Origin of the sequence: Gloeocapsa sp. DLM2.Bin57 (assembly GCA_007693955.1) — a bacterium.
GTDB lineage: Bacteria > Cyanobacteriota > Cyanobacteriia > Cyanobacteriales > Gloeocapsaceae > Gloeocapsa.
Map to the genome: position 1 here is coordinate 82,738 of RECR01000112.1, position 14,185 is coordinate 96,922.

A 14,185-nucleotide genomic window follows, 5' to 3' on the forward strand; every position below is an offset into this window, starting at 1 on the left:
GTTGGTTGCTAGCTAGAAAACCCCTTGCTGTTGATAACGAGCAAGAGCTAATAAAGGAAAATACTGCTGATAGTAATGATATTTTAGGTAAAAATGACTAGGAAATCCTGTACCCGTAAACTCAGCTTCATACCAAGTACCATCGGGTTTTTGAGTGGTTACGAGATAATCCACACCGCGACTTAGATGAGGTTGGTAGGATTGTTGCGTAACGGTTTGAGCTGCTAGTAAACCAATTAAAGCCCAAGCGGTTTGAGAAGCGGTGCTGTTTCCCTTACCTTTGAGATTAGGATTGTCATAACTACGACAAGTTTCTCCCCAACCTCCATCAGGATTTTGACAACTGAGTAACCAGTTAGCACCTTTGCTGATATTCTCGCGGTGTTTTTCGGGAGAAATTAGGGCTAGGGCTGAGAGTGCGCCACTTGTACCATAAATATAATTGACTCCCCAACGTCCAAACCAACTACCGTCTGTCTCTTGTTGCCCAACTAGATAGGCGATCGCTTTATTGACTCTTTCAGGAGACATAGTCACAGAGATACAGCCCAACATTTCTAAGACTCTAGCGGTAACATCAGCGGTATTAGGATCAATCATCGCTTTTAAATCGGCGTAGGGGAGATAATTTAACCAGTTTTGGTCATTATCGAGATCAAAAGCTGCCCAACCACCAGGGCGACACTGCATAGTTTCCATCCACGCCACACCCCGTTTGAGCGTAGCTTGTTTTAAGGGTTCATTGGGTAGTTTTAAGCTTTGTAAAGCCATGATAACTACGGCTGAGTCGTCTAAATCAGGGTAGAAGCGGTTGATAAATTCAAAAGCCCAACCACCTGGAGTACCTTGTTTATTCTTAATTTGCCAATCCCCATAGTCAAGGATTTGTTTCTCTATTAACCATTCTCCCCCTTTAACTAAGGCGGGGTGATCGGGGTTTATTCCTGATTCAACCAAAGCGCGCAATACCCAGGCTGTATCCCAAACAGGTGAGACACAGGGTTGAACACAATAACTATCAGGGGTTTCGATGGTAAAATCATCGATAGCTTTAAATCCCCGCTGTACAATTGGATCATTTAACTCATAACCTAAAGTACGTAAAGCTAACATAGAATTGAGCATAGCCGGAATAATTCCTCCCCAATCTCCCGTTACTTCTTGTCGAGTTAAAATCCATTCTTCGGCTGCTTTGAGACTAGCTTCACGCAAGGGAACTAAATTGAGAGACTCGCCGAGTTTAAAGAGTTTATCTAACCAGAGAAATAAATCTGTCCAATCGTTTTTACTAGGAAACTGATAACGAACATTATCGATACCCTCTGTATAAAGTTCATTGAGGTTAAAATCAGGAGCGATTTGATATACAGGTTTTTGGTCAAAAACGATTAATAAAGGGACAGTACTACTTCTTGCCCAACTAGACATCTCATAGATAGTAAAGGGGAAGTTATTGGGTAATAACATAATCCAGGGGGGAATAGAGGGAACACCTCGCCAGTCATAACAGCCTACTAGGGCTAGGTGAAATTTTGTAAAGACTCTGGTTTTACTGATACCCCCTTTTTGTAGAATAAATTGACGGGCGCGTTCTAGGTCGGGGTCAGAAGGATTTACGCCTAATAAACGTAAAGCTAGATAAGCTTCTACTGAAGTGCTTAAGTCTCCACCGTCTCCGTAGAATAACTCCCATCCTCCACTAGCTACTTGCTGGGAACGTAGATATTGTTCAACTTTGTGTAAAGGTTTAGTATCGTCGTTACCCCAAATCTTGTACAATAGGACTACTTCGGCGGTAATAGTGGCGTTTGATTCTAATTCGGCCCACCAATAACCCTCGGGATCTTGTTGAGAGAGGAGATAATTTTGACTAGCGAGGATGGCTTGGTTAAGTTGAGTAATCTGTTCGTTGTCTTTTTGTAAAACCATATTTGTGCTGTAACCGTTTTCTCGCGCAATTATACCATTGCTAAAAAAACTGGTGTTTAGTTGTGAGATTTCTGAGAAATTATGTTAAATTTTATAAATAGACAGCATCTCTTGATCAAATTAGTAATCATCTTTAGTAGGATTATCTAACTTCATGTTTTCCAAACCAGTTACAGACTCAAAAGTATATCAATGGTTTCAAGACCGCTTAGAAATTGAAGCCATCTCCGATGATATCACTAGTAAATACGTTCCCCCTCACGTTAATATTTTCTATTGCTTGGGTGGAATTACCCTTACTTGCTTTTTAATTCAGTTTGCTACTGGCTTCGCGATGACTTTTTACTACAAACCTACAGTTGCTGAAGCCTTTAGTTCTGTGCAGTACATCATGAATGAGGTAAGCTTCGGTTGGTTGATTCGCTCCATCCACCGTTGGTCTGCTAGCATGATGGTATTGATGATGATTCTCCACGTCTTTCGAGTCTATTTGACTGGTGGGTTTAAAAAGCCTCGGGAATTAACTTGGGTAACAGGAGTAGTTTTAGCAGTTATTACCGTTTCTTTTGGTGTAACTGGTTATTCTCTTCCTTGGGACCAAGTTGGTTACTGGGCGGTTAAAATCGTTTCAGGTGTTCCCGCAGCTATACCCATCGTAGGCGATCAGATTGTAGAATTAATGCGTGGTAGTCCTAGTGTTGGACAAGCTACTTTAACCCGTTTTTACAGCTTACATACCTTTGTTTTACCTTGGTCAATCGCTGTGTTCATGCTGTTACACTTCTTAATGATTCGTAAACAAGGTATCTCTGGTCCTTTGTAAGCTGAAAATCACATTAACAGAGGAGACAATAAGTTATTATGTCAATTTTAAAACAACCCGATCTTAGCGATCCTAAGTTGAGAGCTAAATTAGCCCAAGGAATGGGCCATAATTACTATGGTGAACCCGCTTGGCCTAATGACCTTCTCTACACCTTCCCTGTAGTAATCCTAGGAACTATCGGTCTTTGTGTAGGTTTAGCTGTTCTCGATCCTTCGATTATCGGCGAACCTGCTGATCCTTTTGCGACACCTTTAGAAATTCTCCCTGAGTGGTATTTCTATCCTGTGTTCCAAATTTTACGTGTAGTTCCCAATAAACTGTTAGGAATCGCGGCAATGGCTTCTATTCCTCTCGGTTTAATGATAGTACCTTTTATCGAAGGTGTTAACAAGTTCCAAAATCCCTTCCGTCGTCCTGTAGCTACCGCAGTATTTCTCTTCGGTACTCTAGTGACTCTTTGGTTGGGTATTGGCGCTACTTTACCTATCGATAAGTCTCTTACTTTCGGTTTATTCTAAAGATTGAGTAAACTAAATACACTCGCCTACTCTAGGTGGGTGTATTTTTTGTGTGGATATTATGGATATTTTTATCTTTTTAGAAATCTTTAGCAGTGAGGGAGGGATACAATCCTATGTACAGGATGTGTTGCAAGCTTATCTCTCTTTGACTCCTAGTCGTGGTGGTAAAGTTTTCTTACTCAGAGATGGGGTGGGAGTTAATAACCCCTTAGAAGGGAAATCTCTAGAGTTTCATTACTTGAAAACTAATTCTGCGCGTCAAGATCGCTTATCCTTAGCTTATCTATTGTTAAAAAGTTTAATTAAAGGGAAAGCAAAACAAGTCTATTGTGGTCATATTAATTTAGCTGCGCTTATTGCTAGTCTCTGTTTACCCTTGGGGATACCCTACACCGTTTTAACCTATGGTAAGGAAGTGTGGCAACCTTTACCTCTATTCAAGCGTCTGGCTTTGACTCAAGCTAAGGAAATCTGGACAATTAGTCGCTATAGTCGCGATCGCCTTTGTACAGCTAATGGGATTAATCCTCAACAGGTTAAAATTATACCCTGTGTGGTAGATGGCGATCGTTTTTCTCCCGGGGCAAAATCTAGTTTACTGTTAGATAAATATAACCTGAGAGATAGTAAAGTAATTATGACTGTAGCGCGTCTTTGGTCAGGAGATATTTATAAAGGAGTTGATGTCACCATTCGCGCTTTACCCTTGATTTTACCATATGTTCCTAACCTTAAGTATCTGGTCATTGGTAGGGGGGATGATCAGCCACGTCTAGCGCGTTTAGCCCAAGATTTAGGAGTAGCTAAGCAAGTAATTTTTGCGGGTTTTATCCCTGCTACTGAGTTACCCGATTATTATCGTCTCGCTGATGCTTATATTATGCCTTCTCAAGAAGGTTTTGGCATAGTTTATTTAGAAGCTTTAGCCACAGGAATTCCCGTTGTTGCAGGTGACTCTGATGGTTCAGCTGATCCTCTTCAAGATGGTTTATTAGGTTGGCGAGTTCCCTACCGCGATCCTCAAGCTGTAGCTAAAGCTTGCTTAGAGGTTTTGCAGGGAGGCGATCGCCGTTGTCAGAGTGAATGGTTAAGAGAACAAACTCTAGCTAAGTATAGTTTGAGCACTTTAAGTAAACTGTTACCATAAATACACTTTTTGGCAACCCAATAATATTAGTATAAGGACAAATTTAAAGCTAATCTAACAATGCCTAGAGTTGTTTCGATACACTCCTATGGTGGGGGTACAGGTAAATCCAACTTTACAAGGTTATCGAGTTGGGGTGGTTGATACAGATTTACCTTCTCCTGGTATTCATAACTTATTTAACTTAGAATTATTACAAACCCAGAAAACACTAAATCATTATCTCTGGGGGGAAAGTTCCATCATAGAGGTAACCCATGACCTAAGTGAAATTTTAATACCCGATAGTCAGGGTAAACTATTTTTTGTTCCTTCTAGTATCAAACCTGATGACATAGCGAGGGTTTTGCAAAATGGTTATAACGTCAAGGTAATGAATCAGGGATTTAAAGAATTAGTCAAAGAATTTAAACTAGATTATCTGTTCATAGATACTTATCCAGGGTTATCCAAGGAAACATTCTTATCTATTGCTATTTCTCTCCTCTTGATTCTGATTTTACGTCCAGATAAACAAGATTACCAAGGAACAGCAGTTACCATAGCCTTTGTTTTTGGTTTAGCTTTAGAAGATAATGGACGAGAATACGTCAATAGTAGAGTCGGTGTTGAACCCACAGGAGAAGCTTTTAACGCCATTGTCTTAGATAAAGAAACCAATCGCCCTTATAATCCTATGGTTAATACAGGGGCGATCGCCACAACCGATTTAATCAGGGGTCAAAATGGAACAGAACGTCTCAAAAGGATTCTCGATATGTTCCAACGCTACACAGGAAGAAAACACGATATCGATTTACCCGTATTTTTATCAGAAAAAGCTACAGGTAATGTGAATCGAGCCATGTATTATCTGATGCTCAATTTTAATATGATCAGTGATAATATTGAAGAAACTCTAGATCTTTACTTTCAGCAATGCTCAATCAGAGTTAATGCCAGAGATTTAGCGATGTTAGCAGCAACTTTGGCTAATGGTGGAGTCAATCCAGTGACCAAAGAAAGAGCACTAGATGAACATTATGTTCAAGATGTAATTATCGTGATGATGAGTTGTGGTATGTATGACGCGTCTGGTCAATGGACATACAGCGTGGGATTACCTGCTAAAAGTGGTGTAGGTGGAGGAATCACCGCAGTAGCACCTAAAAGTATAGGGATTGGGACGTTTTCACCTCCTCTTGATCCTAAAGGTAATAGTCTCAGGGGAATCAAAGTCTGTGAAGACTTATCTAGAGATTTTGGCTTACATTTATTTAATATGGCAGAGCCGAAATATAATCTACAAGAGTGGATTAGTGGTGATGGGGATGGGGAAGATTGGTAGAATTTTTTAACTCTAGTTAGACCAAAATTGATCAAGGTCAATGGATTCTATCTCCTCTTGGATATTTTGAAAGTAATCGCTGCGGGTAATTTGAGCCACGTCTTGGGCTCTTTTTTGCTCATTGATTTCGATGCGTAACTCTTCTAGTTCGGTTTTTAATTCAGTTTCTATGCGTTTGCGTTCAGTAATATCTTTGACAATACCCTCAAAATAGAGAATTTCACCTTTATCGTTGCGCACTAGACGGGTGTTTTCTTCTACCCAGATAATGCTTCCATCTTTGCGAAAGCTACGATATTCAAAGTTTTTGACTTCACCATGAATAGCTAACATATTAATAAAGGCTAAGCGACTTTGAGGATCTACATATATTTGTGTAGTTATGTTGATAACACTATTAATCAGATCAGCGGGTGAATCATAACCATATAATTTAGCCATGGCTGGATTAACACTAATGTATTGTCCTTCCAAATTGGACTGAAAAATACCTTCTAGAGCATTTTCATAGATACTCCTGTATTTTTCCTCCATGATTCGTAAAGCTTCAATAGCGCGTTTACGTTCAGTGATATTAATTCCGACAAAGACTATGGCTTTTTGGTTTTGATATTTTTGAGCAGCTACTAAATAAGAACGAGAATCATTAGAGAAATCTAGGTCAATGATTCCTGAGGTAAAATTATCTCTACTGTTAATAAAATTACGCAAAAAGTGAGTAAATCCGTTGTCTTGGTGTAGAAAACCTAGATTTCTACCAATGATTGCTTCTTGGTTTATATTCCATTCTTGAGCTAACTGACGATTTATACCCAAGTAAATCCCCTCAGAATTAATCCAAGCAATCGAACCAGGAACCGCATCAATAACCGTTTCTAGTTGTTCTTTAGCGATAGAAAGTTGCTGAGATTGTTGTTTGAGATCTCGAATTGCTATAGTTAATCCCGAAATACCCACCAAGGATAAACTAGAAAGCATTAACAATATCCCTTTGAGACCTCCACGAATTTTAGCTTGAAAAGTTTCTAGGGGTTGGGCTATTTCGAGAATTCCGCGTATGTCTCCAGTTTTCCAATCAGTTTTAGGACTTCCTGGATAACTGTTATGACAAGCTACACAACTGGCTTGCATTAAGTCTGCTTCTGCATAACGTAAGGCTATATTACCCTTATAGGGTTCAATACTAACGTAAGGTTCGTAGGGATTTTCTTTGAGTTTTTCTAAAGCGACGCGCTCAAATTGGTCTTGTGGTCCACCATCATTGTTCCAGGGAAAGGGATAGTCGCTGTAAAGTCGAATAGACATCTCAGGATTACTTTCGCGAATACGGCGGCTTAACTCCTGTAAAAGAGTAGCAGGGAGAGGAATACTCCAATCTTGACGAGTATAATCGTGAGTAACGTTGATAGCGGGATGCTCTGATACTTTAGCAACTGCTTCTGAACTATATACGGTTCGAGCTTCTCGCATCGACTCTGCTAAGAGTATGGCATTTTCTAAGGCTTGAGTTTTGACTAAGTCTTCTGATACCCTTGAGACATTCCAGAGAGTCCCTAACACTATAACTAAAAATAATAAAGTTAAGAGGGTTAGGGTTCTACTGGTTATTAGTTTGATTACTTTGTACCCAAGATAGTCCAAAGATTTCATTATGTGAAAATTTCCTAACCGCTCGGTTCTACTAATATAGTATTATAGCACTGGAGTTTTCCAAAGGATTGGTACAATAAGTACTTGTGGATACAAAAAAAGACAAGGAAAAATTGGTGGAAGATTATCAACTTTTAATAGACCTTCATAAAAGTGCAAACAGACAGGGTCCAGGGAGTGATACAGAGACGGAAAAGGCTCTCGATCTGTCTAAGATAGACCGCTCCGCTCCATTAAAGATTGCCGATATAGGTTGCGGTACGGGGGCTTCCACCCTATTGCTCGCCCGTCTCTTGAAAGCTCAGATTACAGCAGTGGATCTCCTTGAAGACTTTCTGGACATACTTAAAGGTAGAGCCGAAAATTTGGGGCTTTCTGAAAAAATAACGCCTCTTTGCTGTTCAATGGACAATCTGCCCTTTGAAGATGCTGAATATGATCTTATCTGGTCTGAGGGTGGAATATATAATATCGGCTTTGAAAAGGGAGTAAAAGACTGGAATCGTTATCTAAAAACCGGCGGACTACTGGTAGTTTCAGAGATCACTTGGATTACAGCTTCCCGTCCCTTAGAACTGCAGAAATATTGGCAGGGCGAATATTCCCAAATCGATATAGCATCATCAAAAATCAGTGTACTTGAGAACAACGGTTATTCTCCGATTGGCTATTTTGTTTTACCAGAACATTGTTGGCTAGACAATTATTATCAGCCAATGCAGGATAGCTTCAAGGATTTTCTCAACCGAAACGGCAATAGTAAAGAAGCACGTGCAATAGTGGAAGCGGAAAATCGGGAAATTGAACTGTATAAGAAATATAAAAATTATTACAGCTATGGTGTATATATCGCCAAAAAGTTGAGTTAGCGAAACTCCTAAGTTTTTTAAAATCCTGACTAAGTAAGAGATAGGGAAGTGTGGGAAGAATGAAGAATAAGGCACTCATGCAAGAGTTAATTAATATCATGTCCGTTTAATTAGTTATAATAAATTTTTTCCTTGATACCTTCTTCTTTTCCTCCTGCCTTACCTCACTTTTATCGTAAGTATTCACCCGAACTTGATATAACTCCTTTCCTCCGAACTCCTATTCACTAACTTCTTTATTTGGCAATATTGGGGTTAAATTATCTGAATTGACCTGACGAATATCATCAACAATTCGTTTAATAATACTAGCCACGGGAACTGCTAAAAATATTCCTAAAATACCGCCGATTTTCGCGCCAATAAATAAGGAAATAATTAACCAAACCGGATTTAAACCGATCGCATTTCCCATAATTCTTGGTGATAAAACATTATCATTAATTTGGTCTACAACAAAAGAAATTAAGAAAAATTTGACACCATCTGCAAAACTATTAAAGCCTAAAATAATTAAGCCTATTAAACCGAGAATTGCTCCTACAAAAGGAATAAAACCAACGATACCAAAGCCAAAACCAAATAATGCTGAGTAAGGAACACCGAATAATAGTAATAAAACCCAGCGAGCTATACTAGAAATCGCCGTTAGAGTTAAACGAGCTAAAAAGTAGTCTTTAAATGTTTTTTGAGTATATTTAGGAATTTTTTCGTTCCAAGGTTCAGGAAAATAACTAAATATTCCTTGCCAAAATTTATCTCCACCAATCAGTAAAAAAATACTTAAAACTAAGATTAATGTTATATATACTAAACTAGTAATAGTACCAGCGATTATCTCTAATATTTTACCCCCCAATGATTTTAAGGTATTAGCTATTTCTTGATTAATATCAACAAGTAGTGTCTTAGTGTCAAGAGATAAACGTTTAAATATAGGGTCATTGGATAAAGCTTCTAGCTGTTCATTAGTATCTTGAATCCATTGGGGAGCACTAGTAATTAGTGATCCTAATTGTTGCACTATTAAGGGAATCAGTATTAAATTGACAATAGTCAAAAGTATTAAACTACTTACCAGAACAATAGTGATAGCTAGTTCTCGTTTTATTCCTTTTTCAATCAATAATTTAACTAATAACTCTAAGATAAACGCTAAAATACTAGCGATAATAATAAAACTGATTAAAGGTTGTAAATAGTTAACTAGAAAAGATAAAAGAAATCCATTAAGAAATAATAACGGAAAAAGAAACAATAAACGTAGCCAAGTAGGAAGTTTTTTAAAATTTTCGATCATAAAAAAATATTATAGATGCGCTAAGAAAACTTAACGCATCTTGAGAATTAAACCTGAGAAGGTAAACTTACAGGAGTAGATTTAGCGATACTCACCCAATCTCCCTGTTCATTATAGTAACCGAGTTCAACGAGATAATCGCGATCGCTTACTGGGATGGTAATATGTACTTTTTGATTGGTCAATTCACAATCCATTTCCTTGACTAACTCAGTTCCTGCGATATTGACATCATAGAGTCTCAATTTAGCTGAGGATATTTGTTGGTCTGCTAATGTTAATTCCCAAGTGACATCAGCATTTTGGTTATCTTGGGGAACTAAGGTAACTTTACTAACTTGAGGATCATCAACTGGACAAGCAGGTATATGTACTGGTTGAGAGCGAGCCAATCTTAACCAACCGCCCGCTTCTGTAATATATCCTATTTCGATAATATAATCTCGGTTATCTACAGGGATAGGTAGATAATATTCTGTATCTGTTTCGGTGCAATCAAATTGGTGCATACTGTAGGCAATTTCCTCATCAGTGTCAATACTAGTAACGTCGTAGAGACGTAAAGCGAGGATTTGACCACCTTGAGCTTGATAAGCTTCTTGAGCTATTTTAGAGATTGTCCAATAAGCATAAGCTTCACGACAGCTACGAGGTAGTAAAGTAATTTCACTGTTAGTCACCTCGTCAGGGGGAGTAAGGATAGGGGGTTGTATCCCATTATGGGAGTTAACCTCAAATTCATCCCCGACCATTTGACTAGCTTCTAGATATTCTGGGGTTTCTACAGGTGGACAAACAGGAACTCTTACAGCTTCAGAACGTGCTAAACAGAACCAATTACCTTCAGGGGTAACATAACCAAGTTCTACTAAATAATCACGATTATCTAAAGGGATAGGCACATGATAATCTTGTAAATCTGGTGAGCAAGGTAATTCTAGGATTTCTTCTGATTCTTGTGCGTCAATATCCTTGTCGGTGACGTCATAGAGACGTAGTAATAACTGTTCGGTTGCACTTGGTTTGAGGGAGTCAGATAATTCCCAATAAGCATAGGCTTCACGACAGCTGCGAGGTACTAGAATAAGGCGATTTTGGGGAACATCGTCGCTGAAGTCTAATTCATTGTTAGATTCTTCGGAGATAACTTCGGTTGCGGAAACCATTTCTCCGAATCCTATAGGATCAGTATCTGTGACGGAGAACATCTCTCCTGCTGTTTCTTTAGGACAAGCGGGTACGTGGACTGCTTCTGAACGAGTGATACTAAACCAATTACCCTCAGCGTTAGTATAACCGAGGTCAGCCACATAATCGCGATCATCTACGGGAATATCAATATGTAAATCTTGTGCTTGATAATCACAATCTGCTTCACTCATCAACTCTCCCGCGTGCACTTCTTGGTTAGTTACATCATAAAGACGTAGTTTGAGTTGTTTGCTTGCGTCTAGGTGTTCTTGTGGTACTTCCCAATAGGCGTAAGCTTGTTTACAATTGCGAGGTACTAAAATAATGCGACTACAAGCAGGAACAAGCACTGATTCTGAACGCGCTAGGGAGATCCAATTACTGTCAGCATTTTTATAACCGAGTTCAGCGACATAGTTGCGATTATCTTTAGGTATAGAGACGTGTAAGTCCGGTTCTTGGCGATCGCATTCTAGCTGTGAGATTAAGTTTTCTGTTCCGGTTGGGGTTATTTCGTAGATGCGTAGTTGAAGATCTCTTCCTCCATCTTCTCTGATTCTCTCTTGACGGGTTGAGGGTATTTCCCAATAAGCGTAAGCTTGTTTACAATCACGAGGTACTAAGATAATTCGGCTATTTTCAACTATGGGTGGCACTACTGGCGGTACTACTGCAGGGGTAGGAGCTACAGCCTCTACTACTGCTTCTGGTTCATCTTTTTTTCTACCTAACAACCACCATAATAATCCACCGATGATGGGAATTAATAATAACCACCAGGGGAATCCACCTTGTGCTTCTGGTGCTGGTGCTGGTGCTGGTGTTGGGGTTTCCTCTACTGGTTCTTCTACAATAGCTTCAGGGATTTCCTCTACGGTTTCCTCTACGGTTTCTGCTGGGGTTTCCTCTACAATAGCCTCATCTACAGGCTCTGGGGGAGTTTCACCAACTAAAAACCCTAGAAATAATGCAGCAGCTTCACTAGGTTGGTCTTTATAAACGTAAGTCAGGGGTTGGGAAAAAGGATAACGAGGATCATCGGGTAAAACCCCAGACATAGGAACTATTTTGATGTTGGTTATCTCATCTGCTCTCTCAGCGATACCATAACTAATCCCATCATCCCCTAATTTCTCAGCTATTTGCTCCAAGGTAGCATCTACAGGGACTACTTCTGCGGGGGATGAGGTAAACTCTTGTTCGGTGAAAACTGGGTATTTACTTAACGCTTCGCGGGTGTCGTCTTCTTCGGCGCGATCGATGAATCTGATCGGTACATCAGGTCCACCTACTTCACTCCAATTGGTGATTTCTCCACGGAAGATTTGGGCGAATTGTTCGTCTGTGAGGTCTCCATCAAAAGGGTTCTCACTCCCGATGATGATGGCTATTTTTTTGAATCTATCCAGGTTTACCTGTTGATAACCCTGGGCTTTTTCTTCTTCTGTTAATTCTCTTCCTAATGCTGCTAAATCTATGTCTCCTCTGTCTAAAGCTTCTAAAGCTGCTTGAGAATCGCTATACTCAATTTGTACTTGTGCTCCTGGATATTGACTCTCAAAGTCGTTTTTAAACTCTTCGTTCACTTGTTCCATGGCTGTATCACCATCGATGCGAACTATCAAATCCTCTGGGACATTGTCTGGAATCACAAACACAGGGGTATCTTGCGCAAATACAGGCTGTATTCCTTCGAGAGGTTTAATTATCTCACCCGTAGTTGCTACACTAAGCATTAGGGCTAAAGTTACTAAAGATGAATTACGGTTTTTGATCATTTTTTGTTTCGTTTTATTCTTGAATTTTAAACTTAAGGGTAACTTATTTTAATTGATTCTAGTTTACTTTTTGTTCTACCCCAAATCCGACTAACATGACTTGATCAAGTGGTTGTTCTGTTTGGGGACGTTGATAGTTAATAATTTGGCGAATACGTAGTTTAGGATTCACTAGAGTAATAGAATCTACCGAGACTATTTTGGTGTAATTAGTTCTCATTAATAGTTTGTTGGTTTCTAGGTTAAAACTAAAGCTAGAGACAATGGGTTTAGCTTCTTCATAAGCTCTATCTCTGAGATAATCTCCTTGGAGTAGTGTATCTTTTTTCGCTGTGATAATAAACAGAATATTGAGATTTTGACTGACTTCTTCTCCTGTTTCGGAGATGGTGTAAAATTCTAAATTAAATCCCAGTATTTGAGCAAGTGGTTGAGAATATTCGTATTGGTTATCTGTAAGTACTTGGATTTTGGCTGTTTCTGTTAGGGGTTTGATTTGGAATTCTGTACGTGATCGCTCGATTATGGGTTTAGTGAAATAGTGATAGGTTCTCTCACTCACCCAATTCCCTACACAACAAGCAAAAAAATCGTTAAATTGATCAATAACAATTGTCATAGTTTTACTGTTAAATTATATGGATATTAGTTCAGCTTTGCCCACTTTTGTGGTAACACTACGAGAAGGTTTTGAGGCTTCTTTGATCGTAGGAATTATTTTAGCTTGTTTAGCTAAAGCAGGTCAAACTCAATTAAATCGTTGGGTTTATCAGGGAATTGGCGCAGGAATCGTGGCTAGCGTCATGTTAGGGTTATTTTTATGGGAAATTCTCAACGGGATTGATTCTGTGGTGATTAAACAGTTATTACAGGGTGGATTTGGAGTGGTGGCGATCGCCTTGTTAAGTTGGATGTTAATTTGGATGACGCAACAAGCTAAATCTCTCAAATCAGAGGTTGAATCCAAGATTACCCAAGCTTTAACAGAGGAAAAAAATGCGCAACGGTTAGTTTTTTTATTAGTATTTGTCGCCGTTTTACAAGAAGGTTTTGAGACGGTATTATTTATCGTAGCCAAGTTTGAGCAAGAATGGTTATTACCTGGATTAGGAGCGATCGCAGGATTAGGAGTAGCGGTTATTTTAGGTTTCCTTCTCTTCAAATGGGGTGTCAGATTAAATATTCGTCTTTTCTTTCAGATTATGGGGGTTTTCCTCCTTCTAATCATCGGTGGTTTAGTAGTTGGTACATTAAGACATTTTGAGACAGCTTTGCTAGTTCTATCTCAGTCTTCGAGTCGTAATCTATGCTTAAATTGGGGTCAATCTTGTTTATTAGGTCCATTGGTTTGGGATTGGAGTGGTATTCTACCAGATAAACAGTTTCCTGGTATTTTGCTCAAATCTTTACTAGGTTATCGAGAAAGATTATATCTAGTACAAGCAATTGCTTATCTAACTTTTTTGGGCACAATTGGTAGTCTTTATGTCCGTAGTTTAATACCTCAAACTGCCAATTTAAAGAGTTCGTAACAGCGAAGGGAATTTTAGGTGTTATGTATTATAATTGCCATAATACCTACTCCCCGTCTCCTCACAGGTGTAGGTTTTTGACAATGAGATTCTGGCGAAGGTGAGACAAGGAAGA

At 39.1% G+C, this 14,185-nt stretch carries 10 protein-coding genes and 1 pseudogene; 6 read left to right on the forward strand and 5 right to left on the reverse strand.

The window, feature by feature from the left end; translation table 11 throughout:
* Positions 1-12: 12 nt before the first annotated feature.
* Positions 13-1,929, reverse strand: a complete 1,917-nt coding sequence (gene shc / locus EA365_14835) for a squalene--hopene cyclase (GenBank protein TVQ42663.1) — start codon at positions 1,927-1,929, stop codon at positions 13-15.
* A gap of 154 nt (positions 1,930-2,083) precedes the next feature.
* Here shc and EA365_14840 point away from each other — a divergent pair, with 154 nt between their 5' ends.
* The 4 genes and pseudogenes from EA365_14840 to glsA all read left to right on the forward strand — a co-directional run bounded on the left by EA365_14840 (position 2,084) and on the right by glsA (position 5,750).
* On the forward strand, positions 2,084-2,752 hold the full coding sequence (locus EA365_14840) for a cytochrome b6 (GenBank protein ID TVQ42664.1): 669 nt from the start codon (positions 2,084-2,086) through the stop codon (positions 2,750-2,752).
* 38 nt (positions 2,753-2,790) lie between these two features.
* Positions 2,791-3,273, forward strand: a complete 483-nt coding sequence (locus EA365_14845; protein TVQ42665.1) for a cytochrome b6-f complex subunit IV — start codon at positions 2,791-2,793, stop codon at positions 3,271-3,273.
* 61 nt (positions 3,274-3,334) lie between these two features.
* Positions 3,335-4,423, forward strand: a complete 1,089-nt coding sequence (locus tag EA365_14850; protein TVQ42666.1) for a glycosyltransferase family 1 protein — start codon at positions 3,335-3,337, stop codon at positions 4,421-4,423.
* 532 nt (positions 4,424-4,955) lie between these two features.
* Positions 4,956-5,750 (forward strand): annotated as a pseudogene (gene glsA / locus EA365_14855) (glutaminase A).
* 12 nt (positions 5,751-5,762) lie between these two features.
* Here the strand turns inward: glsA and EA365_14860 are convergent.
* Positions 5,763-7,400, reverse strand: a complete 1,638-nt coding sequence (locus tag EA365_14860) for a PAS domain S-box protein (GenBank protein TVQ42667.1) — start codon at positions 7,398-7,400, stop codon at positions 5,763-5,765.
* A 116-nt stretch (positions 7,401-7,516) separates the two neighbouring features.
* On the opposite strand from EA365_14860, the gene EA365_14865 reads away from it, so the two are divergent.
* Positions 7,517-8,269 carry a class I SAM-dependent methyltransferase gene (locus tag EA365_14865; GenBank protein TVQ42674.1) on the forward strand — a complete coding sequence of 251 codons (753 nt, stop codon included), beginning with the start codon at positions 7,517-7,519 and terminating at the stop codon, positions 8,267-8,269.
* 220 nt (positions 8,270-8,489) lie between these two features.
* Here EA365_14865 and EA365_14870 read toward each other — a convergent pair whose 3' ends face one another.
* Genes EA365_14870 through EA365_14880 form a run of 3 tightly spaced genes read right to left on the reverse strand, consistent with a single transcriptional unit; the run spans position 8,490 to position 13,157 of the window.
* Entirely contained in the window at positions 8,490-9,569 is a 1,080-nt protein-coding gene (locus EA365_14870; protein ID TVQ42668.1) for an AI-2E family transporter, read from the reverse strand.
* Between the two features lie 47 nt (positions 9,570-9,616).
* On the reverse strand, positions 9,617-12,538 hold the full coding sequence (locus EA365_14875; GenBank protein ID TVQ42669.1) for a DUF4912 domain-containing protein: 2,922 nt from the start codon (positions 12,536-12,538) through the stop codon (positions 9,617-9,619).
* 58 nt (positions 12,539-12,596) lie between these two features.
* Positions 12,597-13,157, reverse strand: coding sequence for a phycobiliprotein lyase (locus EA365_14880; protein TVQ42670.1), 561 nt, complete (start codon positions 13,155-13,157; stop codon positions 12,597-12,599).
* A 19-nt stretch (positions 13,158-13,176) separates the two neighbouring features.
* Between EA365_14880 and EA365_14885 the strand changes: the two genes are divergently transcribed.
* On the forward strand, positions 13,177-14,070 hold the full coding sequence (locus EA365_14885; GenBank protein ID TVQ42671.1) for a hypothetical protein: 894 nt from the start codon (positions 13,177-13,179) through the stop codon (positions 14,068-14,070).
* Positions 14,071-14,185: the final 115 nt, after the last annotated feature.

What these genes read in the sequence shown, in the direction of transcription:
- shc (TVQ42663.1), bottom strand. Translation starts at nt 1,929, where the DNA reads ATGGTTTTACAAAAAGACAACGAACAGATTACTCAACTTAACCAAGCC.
- EA365_14880 (TVQ42670.1), bottom strand. Translation starts at nt 13,157, where the DNA reads ATGACAATTGTTATTGATCAATTTAACGATTTTTTTGCTTGTTGTGTA.
- EA365_14845 (TVQ42665.1), top strand. Translation starts at nt 2,791, where the DNA reads ATGTCAATTTTAAAACAACCCGATCTTAGCGATCCTAAGTTGAGAGCT.
- EA365_14885 (TVQ42671.1), top strand. Translation starts at nt 13,177, where the DNA reads ATGGATATTAGTTCAGCTTTGCCCACTTTTGTGGTAACACTACGAGAA.
- EA365_14840 (TVQ42664.1), top strand. Translation starts at nt 2,084, where the DNA reads ATGTTTTCCAAACCAGTTACAGACTCAAAAGTATATCAATGGTTTCAA.
- EA365_14860 (TVQ42667.1), bottom strand. Translation starts at nt 7,400, where the DNA reads ATGAAATCTTTGGACTATCTTGGGTACAAAGTAATCAAACTAATAACC.
- EA365_14850 (TVQ42666.1), top strand. Translation starts at nt 3,335, where the DNA reads ATGGATATTTTTATCTTTTTAGAAATCTTTAGCAGTGAGGGAGGGATA.
- EA365_14875 (TVQ42669.1), bottom strand. Translation starts at nt 12,538, where the DNA reads ATGATCAAAAACCGTAATTCATCTTTAGTAACTTTAGCCCTAATGCTT.
- EA365_14870 (TVQ42668.1), bottom strand. Translation starts at nt 9,569, where the DNA reads ATGATCGAAAATTTTAAAAAACTTCCTACTTGGCTACGTTTATTGTTT.